Raw genomic sequence first — 14,852 nt, forward strand, 5'->3', positions numbered from 1 at the left:
AGGTCGTGTCATGACCGGCGCTGGGCAATTCGGTCCCAGATGGTCATGCGCAGGATGAGGCCGACGATGGTGACCGCCAGCATGACGGTAGCGATCGCGGCCAGCGCGGGGTCGACGGCATCGGCGATGCTCGTCCAGATCTTGCGCGGCAGGGTGACGATGCCCCGGCTGGTGATGAACAACGTCACCGTGATCTCGTCCCAGGAGACGATGAAGGCGAGGATAGCTCCGGCAACCGTGCCCGGCACGATGTTGGGCAGGATGACGCGGCCGAAGATCGTCGCCGGGCGCGCGCCGAGCGAGCGGGCCGCCTGAACCAGCCTCGGATCGAGGTTCGACAGCGAAGCGCCTATCGCCAGGACCGCGAGCGGCATCGCGAGGATCACATGGACGATCGAGACACCAAGCCATGTGTCGAGAAGCCCCAGTTTCGACCACAGGCGCACCATGCCGACTGCGTAGATGATCGGCGGCACGATCAGCGGCGAAAGCAGAATGACGCGCAGAATCGACGGCCAGCGCCCGACATAGACCCAGGCCCCTATGGCAAAGGCCGCCGAAACGGTCGTCGCTATGACGCTTGAGGCCACGGCGATGCCGAGGCTCGTGAGTATGCTCGGCATCCAGCCCGCGCGCCAATTGGCCAGGGTCGCGAAATGATCGAATGAAATGCCGTTGTTGGGCAGGGACAGATAGTCCCGGTCGGTCAACGCCACGGGAATGACGACGAGCACGGGAACGAACAGGAAGGCGAGCAGCAGCCAGGCGAAGAGCTTCGGCAGCGCGCGTTCGAGCATATGGCGCGCGCGCGGCGTCATTTGTGGCCACCTTCGAAGGCAGAGCGCAACGCCGGGCTGCGCATGGCCAGTGCGACAAGGATGCCGACGACGAGCAGGAGCATCGTCGACAGGGCCGTCGCCACGCCCCAGCGCAGCGTCGAGGATATCTGCACGGAGATGTATTCGGCGACCATCAGCACCCTACCGGCGCCCAGGATCGCCGGCGTGACGAGGAAGCCGAGCGAGAAGATGACGATGAACAGGCCGGCGATGGCCAGGCCGGGCATGCTGAGCGGCACCCAGACACGAAAGAAGATGGTGACCGGGCGCGCGCCAAGCGATCGCGCCGCCTGGATGATCCTGAGATCGATCTCCGACAGGTTCGCGTAGAGCAGCATGATGGCGAAGGGCATCATGTAATGCACCATGCCCACGACCACGCCGAACTGGTTGTAGACGAGGTCGAGAGGCTCGCTGACGGCTCCACTGGCGACGAGGGCCGAATTGAGCACGCCATTCCGGCGCAGGATGGTGATCCAGGCAAAGGCGCGCACCAGCACCGATATCCAGAACGGCACCATGACCATGAACAGCGCGACGCGGCGTGTCGCCGGCGGCATATGGACCAGCGCGAAGGCGACCGCATAGCTCGTGACGATCGTAAGCACTGTCGTCACCGCCGCGATGAAGACGGTCGTGCGCACGACACGGCCGATCGCGGCGTTCTGAAACAGAGCCACATAATTGCCGACGCCGAGGGTCGGCTCGGTGAAACTGAGCGCCAGCACCTGAAGGATGGGCAGCACGTAGAGACACAGGGTCAAAAGCGCTGCCGGCACCGTCAGGCAGAAGGCCCAACGCTGGAATGACGTCATGATGTTTCGAACCACCACCGGCCGTTGGCCGGTGGTGGTTTCCGATGGTTAGCGTGAGATGAAGTCGAGGAACTTGTTCTGCAGTTCGGCCTCGTTGTCGGCATAGTATTGCGCCGAGACCGGCAGACCCGTCTTGGCGTTCTCGGGGGCCAGCGAATAGACCGCCTTGTCCTCATCTGTCATCAGCGCCAACGCCTTCGGGTTCGATGGGCCGTTGCCCATGAGGCGCAACAGCGTCACCTGGCCTTCCGGGTCCATCGACGAATTGATGAAATCGAAGACCTTCTTGCCGGCGGGATTGCCCTTCGGCACCGACCAGGCGCTGGCGAACATCAGGTTCTGGTTCCAGGTCCAGGTGTAGTTCGGGTTCTCCTTGCGCAGCAGGTTGGCGCGCGTATGCCAGATATTGCCCATCACCACCTCTCCGTCGCGGAAGAGTTGCTGGCTCTGCGCGCCCGAGTCCCAGAAAATCAGATTGGGCAGCAGCGGTTCGAGCTTCTTGAAGGCGCGGTCGACGTCGAGCGGATATATCTCTTCCGGCTTGACGCCATCGGCGAGCAGTACGGCTTCGAGCTGCCCCTGGATCCACTTGCACATGGTGCGCTTGCCGGGAAACTTCTCAAGATCGAAGAAGTCGTTCCAGCTTGAAGGGGGAGTGGCGCCGACCTTCTTGGCGTCATAGGCCAACACGTTGGAGTAGGTGTAGTTGCAGATACCGAACTCGGCCGCGAGACCCTCGCCGACAAGAGACTTGTCGACGATGGTATAGTCAATCGGCTCGACATAACCGCCCTTGCCGAGCACGACGGCGTCCGTCATGCCGCCATCCGTGGCGTCCCAGGTGACATTCTTGGAATCGACCATGGCGCGGATCGCGCCGGTCGCCGGGCCGGTGCCGTCGATGACGACGTCAATGCCGGACTTGGCCTTGAACGGCGCGCCATAGGCCTTCTGAAAGGCTTCGAGGGCAGCGCCGCCCCAGTTGCAGACGACGATTTCCGACACCTCGGCGGAAGCCCGGCCCGGCTTGAACGCGACTGCGATGCCAAGTCCAGCCATGGCGGTCATGAAGCCTCGGCGGTCGATCTTCCCAGTTCTGAATTTATCAAGCGCAATCAACGCTGCGTCTTGACCAAAGCGATTGATGGACATGTTTGTTCCCCTTTCACGTCCGCGGAAGCGGCTAACTATCTTGCTCTTCCTCCCTGGCCGACACCGGCAGCCCATCAGGGCTTCCAGGGTCGGTATGCGCTATCGAACGTCCTGACGGACGGCCGTGTGGCGGTGCCACCGAACTGCGTATGACGAGTTCGACACCGACCCTTTCGATCACCGTTTCGGATTTCCTGCCGGCGATGAAATCGAGCAGCATGTTGACGCCGCGCGTACCGAACTCGGCCGCCGACTGACGCACCGTGGTCAGCGCCGGCGCGAGCAGGTCCGCATTGTGGATATCGTCGAAGCTGACGAGCGAAACGTCGTCCGGAATGCGGATGCCGGCCTGCCGCGCGGCCCGCATGGCGCCGGTGGCCAGCATGTCGCCGAAGGTGAAGATCGCGGTGGGCGGCTCGTCCTGCTCCAGAAGGTCGAGAAACGCGATCGAGGCTGGCGCCTCCTCGTATTCGCAGAACCTCAGCAGCGCGGGATCGGCATCGAGACCGGCCTCCGCGAGCGCCCGCCTGAAACCGTCGAGACGTTCGGTGGTGCTGAGAAGCCCTCTCGGCCCTCCGATAGCGGCGATGCGGGTGTGGCCGCGCGATATCAGATGGCGTGTCGCCAGGAGGCCGCCATGGACGTTGTCGGCGAACAGGCGCGGCGCCTTGGCGCCCGGCACGTCCTCGTCGAGAAGCACGACGCTTCCGGTCTCGTTGATCCGGCGCAAAAGCCGCCCGTCATCATGATGGTTGGTGAGCAGCAGGATGCCGTCGACCTGTCGGTCCTCGATGCGCGACAGGAAGGAGACTTCCTTCTCCGCCAGGTTCCGGCTGTTGAACATCAGGAGATTGTAGCCATGCCTCGCGGCCTCGGCCTCCGACGCGCTGGCGATCTCGGCAAACAGCGGATAGGCGATGTCGGCGGTGATGAGACCGAGTGTCTCGCTCCTGCCGCTGCTGAGCCTGCGGGCGATCGCATTGGGACGGTAGCCGAGGCGCATCGCCGCCTGCTCGATGCGGCCCGCCGTCGGCTCGGGCAGGCTGATCAGCCCGTTGAGATGACGGGAAACGGACGTGACGGACACGCCGGCTGCCCGGGCGACGTTGCGAATGGTGACTTTCAATCTTCCCGACAAGCGGCCGAACTCCCGCGAGACATGTGCAGATAACCGGTTAAGTAAACCGGTTTCATAAACGGCCCAAAAAAATCTCGCGCGCCTTCCGCAACGGTACGGGAGCGAATGACGGTGGCGCTCACGAGAGGTCTCCGGCCCGGAAGAATTCCTGATGATCGCGCTTCAAGTCCACCTGATCCAGGTCGGCATTTCGGATGTGCGCCGCCATGAGCCGTGCGGCCTCGCCCATATTGCCGGCCCGGACCTGGTCGAAAATGGCACGGTGCTCGGCTATGATCGAGCGGATATGATCCGGCTTCATGCCGATCAGGAACTGGACGCGCATCATGTCGGCCGAAACGTGCTGGCACGCCGTCCACGCCCGAGGATGCGCGAAAGCGCCAAGCAGGCCTGCATGGAAGGCCATGTCGGCGCGGTGCAGGGCGCCCATGTCGTCGCCGTGGAGGAGGCGCTCTTGCGCCCGAAGCGACAGTTCGATCTCATCCAGCAAGGCCGGATCGGGCCTGATGCCGCTGTTGGCAATGACCGCACTTTCGAGCGTGGCGCGAATGAACACCGCCTCGCGGACGCGCGCCATGTCGATCAGCGAGACGCGGGTGCCGGTCTGGGGTGAAATCTCGATCAGGCCCTCGTCGAAAAGCCGCGTGAAAGCCTCATGCACAGGGGTACGACTGATGCCGAGCGACTGAGCGACGTCCGTCTCCGAAAAACTGGCACCGGGCGCGACGCGCGCGGTGATGATCGCCTCACGCAGCTCGACATAAGCCTTGGACGAGATCCTGTTCCGACGCTCGTTCTGATCTGCAAGGAGTGAGGTGCCAAGGTTCAGCATGGCAGTATGCTGGCATTCAGGGTCATTTCGAGTCAAGCACATTCTTTGTGCAGCTGCGAGATCAGCTCAATTTTCGGCCAGCCTTCCAGGCCGGACCAGGCCTGGAAGCCTGCGACCCTCTTCAAGCGCCGTAATGACGGCGGCAATAGACGCCGCGGCGCCCTGCGGTGTAGGCAGGCCGGCACGATGAGGCGTCATTCGGATGCGTTCGTGCCGCCAGAACCAGTGCTCGGGCGGCAGGGGCTCGACGGCAAAGACGTCCAGCCATGCGGCGCCGAGCCGACCCCGGTCGAGAGCGGCACGTAGCGCCTCCTCGTCGAGGTGATCGCCGCGGCCGAGATTTACGACATAAGCACCGTGTGCGAGGCGGGAAAAAAGCCGGTCCGACAGGATGCCCTTCGTTTCCTGCCTCGAGGGCAGGAGATTGACCACCACGTCGGCGCCGTCGACGCAAGCGCCGAGCCCGTCGTCGCCATGCAGGCAAGCGACGCCTTCGACCCGACGAGGGTTTCTCGACCAGGCAGACACCGGGAAGCCGGCGGCCGAGAGTCCTCGCGCGACATGCAGGCCGAGCGGACCCAGCCCAAGGACAGCCGTCCGCAGCGACCCGCGTGTCCGGTTCTGGCGATCAGGCGGGCGCCACAGGCGAGCATGCTGGTCGGCTCTGGTGACGACGTCGTCATGCAGGCGCGCCAAGACCGCATGCATCGCATAGTCCAGCAGTTGCTCGGCCTGGCCTTGGTCCTGCAGGCGCGCGATCGGGAGGTCGGCGGGGATGCGGGGGTCATCGAGAAGCTGATCCGTTCCCGCACCGAAACAGAAGATGGCACGCAGCGACGGCGGCAGCGCGATCATGTCCTTCGGCAGATGCCAGGCGACCAGAAGATCGTATTCCGCGCCGACCGCCAGGTCGGGCCAGCGTACGAAGTCTGCCGACGGAAGAGCGTCGCGCAGGGCGCGATCGAAGGGGACGCTGTAGGCAAGCGGATCGGCGATGACGATCCGCATGGATCAATGCCTGTCGATGGGCATTCCCGCAAGCCGGCGCAGCGCCAGCCATTCCAGTTCCGCGGCGCCGTCTGGGTCCGCTTCATACTGCCGGGCGGTGCGCTCGCACACTTCCTTGCTCGGCAGGCGGATGGGACGCCCGCTGCCCATGGCGGAAAGCTGGATGCGACACGCCTGCTCGAGGTTGTACATCAGGGCGAAAGCCTCCCCGACGGATCGCCCGACGGTCAACAGCCCGTGGTTTCTCAGGATCATGGCACGATTGGCGCCGAGATCGGCGACCAGGCGCTCCTGCTCCCCGGGGTCGAGCGCGATGCCCTCGAACTCATGATAACCGACCTGTCCGTAGAAGAGCAGCGACGTCTGGTTCAGCGGCAGGAGTCCTTCCTCAAGGCAACTGACCGCAACACCGGCGACGGTATGCGTATGCATGACGCAGACCGCATCAGGGCGGGCGGCGTGGACCGCTGTGTGAATGACGATGCCCGCCGTGTTGATCGGCACCTGCTGGCCGCGCATCTGCTGGCCATGGTGATCGATCACCGCCAGCGATTCCGGCGTCACCTCTGCAAAGAGATCGCCGTAGCGGTTGATCAGCAGGAGTTCCGGCTCTTCGGGCAGACGCGCGGATATGTGCGTGTGGATAATGTCGTCCATCCCGAACCGGGCGATCAGCCGATAAGCCGCCGCCAGATCCTCGCGCATGGCCATTTCAGCTGTCGATATCATACCGGATCGCCTTTTCGTTGACCCTGGCGCATACTTGAATTCCTGTATGCAGTCAACAAACCGAATGCGTTGGCGGACGGCAATTGGCCAGACTATCGCGGCGCATCGCTGCGCCAAGCGTCAGGTCGCGGCGCGTCGAACTGACGTCGGTTCAGCTGCTGATCTCAGGAAGGCTCGCAAACCGCGGTCACCGCGGCCAACTTTGTTGGCTATCGCAGCCATGCCTCAACCGACCTCTCGATGGCCTGGGACCGTGTAAGGGCACTGGAGACAGCAACGGCTAAGGCGACCCAGATGCGCATGAGGCGCCTAAACCTTTGATTTTAATGAAATAAATTTTGTGGTGGGAGACAGCTGCAGTGCACGACCCATTACTGAGGGGGGGTCCTTTTCTATCGTCGGCATGCAGCATGACAGCTCGTCGGAATCGATTGGAGGCTCGAACGTTCTGTTGCGCCGTAAGGCGCGGGGTTGACGAATGTCCAACTTAATGAAGGAGGGGCGGTGGTGCTAACCACCGCCCCTATCTGGACCTCAGTTCCGGCAGTCGGGACTGACGGGGTCGTACATTCTCGGGCTGACCCCGAGGCACTTGGACGTGTTGATAGCGCCGACGCTCCCGCCGTATCCCGTCTGGACGGGATCCACCATTCCGAATGAATGCTGGCTTTTGACCGTACCCGCACCCCAGGTATCGAAATCACCATTGTCGGCACGAAGGCTGTGGACGTTAGCGAAGGGGTTGGGCGAGTCCGCAGCAAGCGCCAACGAAGGCGCAGTGAGGGCAAAAAACGCCGACGCCACGATGATGGCTCCATTTGCATTTTTTGCAAGGCTGTAGAGAGTCTTCATGGTTATTCTCCTTCTGGTTATGTTTCGTCAGTATTATGCCGGATATTTTGATGTGCGTAGAAGAACAAGTTCATCACTTGGTTCTATATACGCTGCATCAATCTACGACACTGTCGAGCTTTTGAGAGTGAGTTCGCTCACCTTGCCAAATTTATTTGGATTTCTGATTTTCTGGCCGCAGCGAATTCTCTTTCTTGCGCCACTCGGCCACGAGAAGAAGCTCTGGGCAGACGGCTCAGGTGGAGCCGTTGGCGCTTGGCGGTTCACATCCTTGGATTGCCTAGCCGAAGCCCTCGATAAATAAGGTTGCCTATAAGGGGCTCGGGTGACTTAAGAGCGCATACGCTGAGTATCGCGACAATTACGAACGGAAAAGTGGACGGTAAAGCTTCCGAAGCGACGGAGATTTCCACGTGCGACTAAATAGAGAAACCGAATTACGGAAGGGATTGCTTCCGTCCTTTGCCAAAAAAACGAAGTTCCATCTAATTCACCGGATAACTATTTTCTCTAACTTTTCCAGATTCAAAATTGTAATCTCTTCTCGAGAAAGTCTGACCACCCGCCCCTTCGACCAGATTCGCAACTGCTTGTTTACCATCTCCCGGGAAAGTCCCGCGATTTGTGCCAACTGCCGCTGTGTCATCTGGACCCTGAAGGGAATTTCGGAATCGCCGACCAGTTTCAGAATTGTTCTGGCAAGCCTGCCTGCCAAATCGAGAAACATGAGATCCTCCACCTGCTCGGTGGTTTGGCGAAGACGCCCACAAATGATCTCCAGCAGCCTTTTCATCAATTGAGGTTGATCCAGAAGGATGGGAACAAAATCCCGTCTTTCAATGACAATGAGGTGACAGTCAGTTAGAGCGGTTGCATTCGCGGTACGCGGCTTGCCGTCAAGAAGGGAAATTTCTCCGAAAAACTCTCCAGCTTTGATCAGGTTGAAAACTGCGTCTTTTCCGTCTGGCGATTGCGAGTCAATTCTCACGGTCCCATCAACAACCAGAAATAAGCGCGAATCGGCATCGTCTTTTCTAAATAATGTTTTTCCGACATGACAGCTTACATTCTTGATATACGGGTCTAACTGCTTCCAGGCTCGCTCCGAAAGATTCTGGAAGAACGGGTGATGAGCTAATAAGGACTTTGCATCCGGCTCTAAATTGCGTGGTCGGGTCGCGCCGGCAGAAATGTCCGTTGTTGCTTTAGGCATTTATGCGGCTCCGGAGGTTCCCGAATGGCGCGATGCAAGGGTTCATTTGACAAAGTATACGCCTGAATACGGGTGCGGAAAGGGCCTCTCGACCGGCCACAAGTTTGGGCCGTCTGGATGCTCTTAGCCGATCGAGCTCACCCCCAACGCCATCCTCGCCTGGGCGGATCGGAGCCGCGTCAAGCCAATGCAGAATGGCCTCATCTAGAGCTTCAACGGCCGATCGCGCGATGAGCCGCTCAACGAAACGCTGTTTACCTCGCTGGCTCAGCCGCGCGGAGCCACCGCCCTGTGGCACGCCGACCACAGCACCGCGCGGCCGCCCGAGTTCAGCGACGGTCGTCGCGCTGCGCTATGCCAAAGGCTCAGCGCCAGCGACCTCGCTTCACTCGCCCAGCAGGGCACAGCCCGCGCCGGAAACGACTCAAACCTGGAAAGAAACTGAGGGCAACGTCAGTTACTATATCGGTCGGCTCCTCCGGGAGGCCGTGAGTTATGCGTGTCTCCCAGGGGGGGCGTCTCCAAAGGTCGCTGGGCATCAGATTTTGAGAAGCGTATACTTACTTTCGGACTGCGGTAGGTAGACCAACGCCTGGTTTGGCGAAGGAGGATCATCGTGTGCGGAACGAGACCCTACGCCCTCAAGCGAAAAACTTGGGCGGTTATCGTGGCGTTATTGACATTGGGTATAAATTTCGGCTTGGCGGAAGATTTAAACTCAGTTCGTATCATGAATTCGAATGTCTCTTGCAAGTCAACAAATGTTGCATTTTTGACAATCCGACGAAACGTTAACATCGAAGACTATGATTGTATAAATACTCCAGATGACTTACAAGTTACATCAGACGGAAAGTACATTGCATTTGTTCTAGCAAGCAAAGTCGTCGTAATTTCTTCGAAGAACAAATCGGTTCTCAATGAGACCGAGGTGAGCTGGTCCCCGCGCTGGCATGCCCAAGGCCACCAATTAAGTTACCTAATCGTAGATAAAAATAACGATGTACATATTATATATCGAGACATAGTAAATCTTACGTCATTCGTAGTCAAGCGCATAGCGGTAGGTAGTTATTTCGGTGATCTAAACCTCTCACCGGACGGCAATAGCTTGCTATTTTCCGGGGAAAAATTGGCGGCGGCCATAAACAAGAGGACCGGGGAAAGGGAGGCCAGCAATCCCTGCATGTGTGGCTCTCGATGCCCACAAGCACCTGAGGCTGCCAACGTGCGACCGAACCAAGATTGCGATCCAAGCACCGAGCCCGGGCCTATTGTAATAAACGCGCTTCAATTCAAGGACGGCGACGGTTACGTATCGGAGAATTCGCGGGATCGTATCTTCACGCAAGTCCTCGGATCTGACGCTCCGGTTCAGCTTACTGGCGACATGCCGGATGGCAAGGCAGGTATGAATGAAGACTCGCAGCCGACCTGGTCGCCTGATGGAAGCCAAGTTGCGTTTATTCGCGAATACCCGAATGAACTGAGATATCGCAGCGAAATCTGGGTCACGCCCGCAAAGGGCGGAAAGGATAGCTCTGCGATACGCCTGACGCGCGATTCGGCGGACAGGCGTTCCCCCGCCTGGAGCAACGATGGAAAAAGCCTAGCCTATCTGTCAGCGGCCGAGCGCCACGGTCCATACGCTGTCAGGCGATTGGCGATGGTATCGGTTGCCACTCAAAAGGAAATAATCCTCACGCACGGTTCTCGACAGAACGTGCTGGGATTTCGCTTCTCGCGCGACGGAAAGTTTTTATACTATCTTTACGCAAAATCGGGAGGCCAATATCTCGCGCGTGTCTCACTCGAGACCAACAATTCCGAGGACCTGCTAAGCGGCGACCTCTTCCTTACAAGCTTCGATGTGAGTTATGACAACCAGCCTGTCGTGGTGATGAGCGGGCTCAACACCGCCGCCGATGTCTACACCATGCTATCCCCCGGAAAGTTCGATGCTGTCACAAATTTCTATGGAGCTTATCTCAATGGGCTCAACGTCGCATCCAAGACGCACATGTCGGCGCGTGCGGCAGACGGGACAACATTCGACATGTTCGTCACAAAGCCCGCGGATTTGGATCCGAAGCGGAAGTATCCGGCTATACTGAATATCCATGGGGGGCCTCAGGACGAGCAATTTCACTTCGGCTTTGATATCGTATCGCAGCTGTACGCCGCGAGCGGCTATATAGTGATCGAGCCGAACCCGCCTGGTTCCCTCGGACAGCCACAGGCGGTTGTGTCGCAGATCTTTCGCAACTGGGGTTGCACTAACAGGCCTGCTGTCCTCTCTGCCCTTGACCAGGTGATAGCTCAAGGTCAGGTCGATCCTAAAAAGTTGTTCGTTACCGGCTATTCCTACGGAGGCTATATGACGAACTGCGTCATCGGACGGGCACCGACGCGGTTTCGCGCAGCGGCATCGGGGGCGGGCCACAGTTTTGTGGCCGCGAATTTCGGGCCCGACATGTGGCTAAAATGGTATGTGCGGGAACTCGGGCCGCCTTGGCGCCATTCTCAATTCTACGATGCGCTTTCTCCAATGCGTTTCGTGAATAACATGCGGACGCCCACTATATTTCTGGGAGGAGATGCCGACTGGGACGTCCCTATTTACAACTCTGAACTGATGTATCAGGCACTTAAGCTGAAAGGTGTTGAAAGCCAGCTCGTTGTATTTCCGCGCCAGGATCATACCAACTGGAGCTCAGCGAGAAGCAAGTATTACTATTCCGCAGTGCTGAATTGGTTTCGAAAGTACCTCTAGTGCATTTCTGTTTTCCGCGACCTTCTGGCACGTCACTAGGTGTGGATCGGCACCGACCGTTAAGACTGGAAAGTTTATATGGAAATTAATACAGCTTTACGGCATAGCGACCGAATCGAAATGAGATGGACACATGGCAAGGGTCGGGGAGTCTTTGCGTGCAAAGAGATAAAAAAAGATCTATTATCGAGGTGGTTCCTGTGATTACAATGCCGGCGGCAGAGGTACATGCGTGGAACTCTAATTTTGGACTTTATGATTATGTATTTAAATGGGAGGAGGGGACAATGGCTATTGCTCTCGGATATGGATCGTTATACAATCACAGCTTCCTTCCGAATGCAGAATTTAGTGTGGGGACGGGGCTCACTATAATATTCAGCGCCATTCGGCGTATTTGTGCCGGCGATGAAATCACCATTAACTACAACGGACCACCTAGTAGCCGGGCGGGAATGGATTTCCCGGTTCTGGGATAAGCGGCAAAAATGGGAGTCCTAATACCTCAGGGCCAAGTTCGTTAAGAAATCGATTATCTGTCTTCCGTTTCAACGGGGCCGATATCAACTGACCCTAGCTGAAACGCCACCGGCAGATCGTTCGAAAATGGCCAAGGCGCAGCTATATTTTCAGCGATATTCCGAAATCGCGGATCGGACCATAACATCGCCATTTGGTTCCGTGGCATGCGTCGGATCACATTTTGTGCCGACAAGTTAAGAAAATCGTATCCAAGAGCCTCACCTACAGCGGAACTGGAATTTTGCAGGCATAAGATTGTTTTTTGTGCGGCCAAAGATATGTCGCCGATGAGCATTGCGTTGCGGCTATCTTTGTCGAGCTTGGACCACAATGGGCCTCTATAGATCCAATCTGCTATCAGAGAAAGGCAGTTCGGCAGAGATACGTAAAACCCACCTACGCCCACGTAGTGTTCGAGGGTGATGACCTTATGCGTGAAGTTGGCCGGAAGAAACAGGGTGTCGTTGGGACCGACAATGCACCAACCCGCGCTCGGCATGGAAAGCCAAGCCTTTATGTCGAACCGCGGGATTGTTGTCAGCAGCAAGCGCTCTGCGTCCTGAAGGCCGGCCGCCAAGCCGGTGTAAGTATCCCAGAAGATCCACAGCTTCGTTCCCTCTAGGCAAAAATTGCTACTGTCAGGATCGTCCGAGTGAGAGTCTGTAACCATGCCCTCGGCACTAATGACAAAGCTAAACATCTCCTGGCTTCTTGCGCGGCGTGAAGCTTTGAGCAGCAAATTAAAATTGCTGAGCCCCGAAGGGTCGATAAGCTCCTCCATAAACGTATTTCGAATGTATAAATCCGTAATGCCGAAGACTTCGGTCTGCTGGTACCACAACTTCGCAATCTCGCATGGCCGAAGTTGTACCTTGCGCCCATCGGCACGCATCGTAACGGTATAGGTCGCCTCATCGCTGCTGTCAGCGATACGTTTAACAATGCGGCTGGCGGCATCGCGTAAGCTGAGCACATCGAGAGGAGACCTCACAGGCGACGGATGGCCCACTAGAACCGCCGGTTCGCGGTCCGCCATAGCCTTGAATAGACGCTCTCTGGAATACGCGCGAGGGGGCACATACCGCGCCATCATCTGATCAAAATCTATACGGGAAAGATCTATACTGGCATCAAACGAGCGCGCCTTCGAGAGGCTTTCCCACAACGCTTCCTGGCCCTCGTCCCGCACATTAATTCCCCCAAAACGCCGCCTGAGAGCGCAGCGATTCAAACAAGACGCAAGCTTGTTAGCGGTGCCCTATCACGCGGATCCATCGCTATCCGGCCTTGTAGCCCTTGTCGCCCTTGCTGCCACCCTTGCCGCCCTTGTCGCCACCCTTGCCGCCCTTGTCGCCACCCTTGCCGCCCTTGTCGCCACCCTTGCCGCCCTTGCCTGCTAAGCGAATAGGCGCGGATTTGAGCTCAAGATCCATCTTGCCACTTAATATCAACTCAAGGTCATGCAAGCGTGAACTCATCGAGATGATCTGCTGCGCTTGTTTGCTGAGCAGTCTGCCCAGTCGATTGACTTCCGCACTTACGGTCTCAATAGTTTCGCCCTTATCGCCAACCATCGCTTTCCTCCACCGAGAGCTGATTAGTACATCCTCTGGTCTCGACATAAATAGAACGAATTGGCCTGCTGCCGGTTTCGTGGACACCGAGATAAGGTGTTTAACGGAACTGGAGAGTGGGAATGCAGAGAAGGAAGTTCAGCCGCGAGTTCAAGCTTGAGGCGGTGAGATTGATCGAGGATCGGGGCGTTGCGGTGGCCCAGGCTGCCCGCGACCTCGATGTCCACGAGAATGTGCTGCGCAAATGGGTGCGCGAGCTATCGGCCGATCCGCAGCGTGCGTTTCCCGGTCATGGGCAGATGAAGCCGGAGCAGCAGGAGATTGACCGGCTGCGTAAGGAAGTCGCGAAGCTGAAGGCGGAGCGCGACATCCTAAAAAAGGCCGCAGCCTACTTCGCGAGGGAAGTGACATGAGGTTCGCTTTCATCGCGAGGCACCGGAACATCTGGCCGGTGGCATGGCTGTGCAGTGCGCTGGATGTGTCCCGCTCGGGCTTCCATGCCTGGCTCAACCGCAGCCCTAGCGTTCGCTCCCAGCATGACGAGATCCTCGTTTCCAGGATCGACCGAAGCTTCAAGAGCAGCGACCGCACCTACGGCGCGCGTCGGGTCTGGCACGACGTTCTGGCAGAGGGGCTTTCCTGCGGACTGCATCGCATCGAACGCCTCATGCGGGAGAACGGCCTCCGGGCACGTCCACGCCGGCGCGGACTGCCGAAGGATACCGGCGAGCGAGCCGCCGTGTCGGACAACCTCCTCGATCGCGCCTTCGAGGCATCGGCCCCGAACCAGAAGTGGGTCGCCGACTTCACCTATATCTGGACTGCGGAAGGATGGATCTACGTTGCCGCCGTCGTCGATCTGTTCTCCCGCCGTGTCGTCGGCTGGGCGATGAAGGCCGAGATGACCGCGCAGCTCGTCACCGACGCTCTCATCATGGCGATCTGGAGGAGAGGCAAGCCCGACAGCCTGCTGCACCACTCCGACCAGGGATCGCAATATACGAGCGAGCAGTTCCAGCGACTGATGGCCGACCACGGCATCACCTGCTCGATGAGCCGGTCGGGCAACGTCTGGGACAACGCTGCGATGGAGAGCTTTTTCTCGTCGCTCAAGACCGAGCGGACAGCCCGCAAGGTCTACAGGACGAGAGATGATGCGAGGGCGGATGTGTTCGATTACATCGAGCGCTTCTATAACCCTCGGCGAAGGCACTCGACGCTGGGCTATCTGAGCCCCGTGGAGTTCGAGGAACAAGCTATGTTAGCTTAACCTCGTGTCCGAAAAACCGGCAGCAGGCCAAATAGCGCACTCTTGGTCGCGTCGATGCTATGATAGAATATGAGCTTGCGCCTAGCTCACTGACGCATCCGCCTACCGGGATCTATGTACACGCGATCATCGACA

At 58.5% G+C, this 14,852-nt stretch carries 15 protein-coding genes and 1 pseudogene; 5 read left to right on the top strand and 11 right to left on the bottom strand.

The genetic code is table 11. From position 1 onward, the window contains the following. Nucleotides 1-8: 8 nt before the first annotated feature. The 8 genes from AC56QP_RS25360 to AC56QP_RS25395 all read right to left on the bottom strand — a co-directional run bounded on the left by AC56QP_RS25360 (nt 9) and on the right by AC56QP_RS25395 (nt 7,365). On the bottom strand, nt 9-818 hold the full coding sequence (locus AC56QP_RS25360) for an ABC transporter permease (RefSeq protein ID WP_489862976.1): 810 nt from the start codon (nt 816-818) through the stop codon (nt 9-11). Continuing rightward, nucleotides 815-1,654 carry an ABC transporter permease gene (locus AC56QP_RS25365; RefSeq protein WP_489862975.1) on the bottom strand — a complete coding sequence of 280 codons (840 nt, stop codon included), beginning with the start codon at nt 1,652-1,654 and terminating at the stop codon, nt 815-817. Before AC56QP_RS25365 ends, AC56QP_RS25360 begins: the two co-directional genes overlap by 4 nt. Before the next feature lie 48 nt (nt 1,655-1,702). Next, complete coding sequence (locus AC56QP_RS25370; protein WP_489862974.1) at nt 1,703-2,722, bottom strand: ABC transporter substrate-binding protein; 1,020 nt, start codon at nt 2,720-2,722, stop codon at nt 1,703-1,705. Between the two features lie 115 nt (nt 2,723-2,837). Further along, on the bottom strand, nt 2,838-3,944 hold the full coding sequence (locus AC56QP_RS25375) for a LacI family DNA-binding transcriptional regulator (RefSeq protein WP_489862973.1): 1,107 nt from the start codon (nt 3,942-3,944) through the stop codon (nt 2,838-2,840). 118 nt (nt 3,945-4,062) lie between these two features. After that, nucleotides 4,063-4,776 (bottom strand): GntR family transcriptional regulator, encoded by a 714-nt coding sequence (locus AC56QP_RS25380; RefSeq protein WP_489862972.1) that lies wholly within the window; start codon nt 4,774-4,776, stop codon nt 4,063-4,065. Between the two features lie 66 nt (nt 4,777-4,842). Then, a complete protein-coding gene (locus AC56QP_RS25385; RefSeq protein WP_489862971.1) occupies nt 4,843-5,784 on the bottom strand; it encodes a 2-hydroxyacid dehydrogenase in 942 nt (313 codons plus the stop codon). Between the two features lie 3 nt (nt 5,785-5,787). Then, nucleotides 5,788-6,489, bottom strand: a complete 702-nt coding sequence (locus tag AC56QP_RS25390) for a class II aldolase/adducin family protein (RefSeq protein ID WP_489862970.1) — start codon at nt 6,487-6,489, stop codon at nt 5,788-5,790. A gap of 558 nt (nt 6,490-7,047) precedes the next feature. Continuing rightward, on the bottom strand, nt 7,048-7,365 hold the full coding sequence (locus AC56QP_RS25395; RefSeq protein ID WP_489862969.1) for a hypothetical protein: 318 nt from the start codon (nt 7,363-7,365) through the stop codon (nt 7,048-7,050). On the opposite strand from AC56QP_RS25395, the gene AC56QP_RS25400 reads away from it, so the two are divergent. After that, nucleotides 7,364-7,669, top strand: coding sequence for a hypothetical protein (locus AC56QP_RS25400; protein ID WP_489862968.1), 306 nt, complete (start codon nt 7,364-7,366; stop codon nt 7,667-7,669). The two genes, AC56QP_RS25395 and AC56QP_RS25400, sit on opposite strands and share 2 nt — an antisense overlap. Before the next feature lie 186 nt (nt 7,670-7,855). Here AC56QP_RS25400 and AC56QP_RS25405 read toward each other — a convergent pair whose 3' ends face one another. Then, a complete protein-coding gene (locus AC56QP_RS25405) occupies nt 7,856-8,578 on the bottom strand; it encodes a Crp/Fnr family transcriptional regulator (RefSeq protein ID WP_489862967.1) in 723 nt (240 codons plus the stop codon). Between the two features lie 133 nt (nt 8,579-8,711). Here AC56QP_RS25405 and AC56QP_RS25410 point away from each other — a divergent pair. The 3 genes and pseudogenes from AC56QP_RS25410 to AC56QP_RS25420 all read left to right on the top strand — a co-directional run. After that, nucleotides 8,712-8,900: pseudogene (locus tag AC56QP_RS25410) on the top strand (integrase core domain-containing protein); the annotation flags it as partial. A gap of 1,068 nt (nt 8,901-9,968) precedes the next feature. Then, nucleotides 9,969-11,351 carry a S9 family peptidase gene (locus tag AC56QP_RS25415; RefSeq protein WP_497108997.1) on the top strand — a complete coding sequence of 461 codons (1,383 nt, stop codon included), beginning with the start codon at nt 9,969-9,971 and terminating at the stop codon, nt 11,349-11,351. A gap of 158 nt (nt 11,352-11,509) precedes the next feature. Next, on the top strand, nt 11,510-11,830 hold the full coding sequence (locus tag AC56QP_RS25420) for an SET domain-containing protein-lysine N-methyltransferase (protein WP_497108998.1): 321 nt from the start codon (nt 11,510-11,512) through the stop codon (nt 11,828-11,830). 53 nt (nt 11,831-11,883) lie between these two features. On the opposite strand, the gene AC56QP_RS25425 is transcribed toward AC56QP_RS25420, so the two are convergent. After that, entirely contained in the window at nt 11,884-13,062 is a 1,179-nt protein-coding gene (locus AC56QP_RS25425; RefSeq protein ID WP_489862963.1) for a hypothetical protein, read from the bottom strand. An 88-nt stretch (nt 13,063-13,150) separates the two neighbouring features. Next, nucleotides 13,151-13,447, bottom strand: coding sequence for a hypothetical protein (locus AC56QP_RS25430; RefSeq protein WP_489862962.1), 297 nt, complete (start codon nt 13,445-13,447; stop codon nt 13,151-13,153). Nucleotides 13,448-13,569: 122 nt separating this feature from the next. On the opposite strand from AC56QP_RS25430, the gene AC56QP_RS25435 reads away from it, so the two are divergent. Then, a protein-coding gene (locus tag AC56QP_RS25435) for an IS3-like element ISMlo4 family transposase (protein ID WP_157866075.1) occupies nt 13,570-14,717 on the top strand; the annotation gives its coding sequence in 2 pieces (ribosomal slippage) (nt 13,570-13,819 and nt 13,819-14,717; 1,149 coding nt in all). The last annotated feature ends 135 nt before the right edge of the window (nt 14,718-14,852 follow it).

The organism is Mesorhizobium sp. RCAM 05104, from assembly GCF_059683645.1.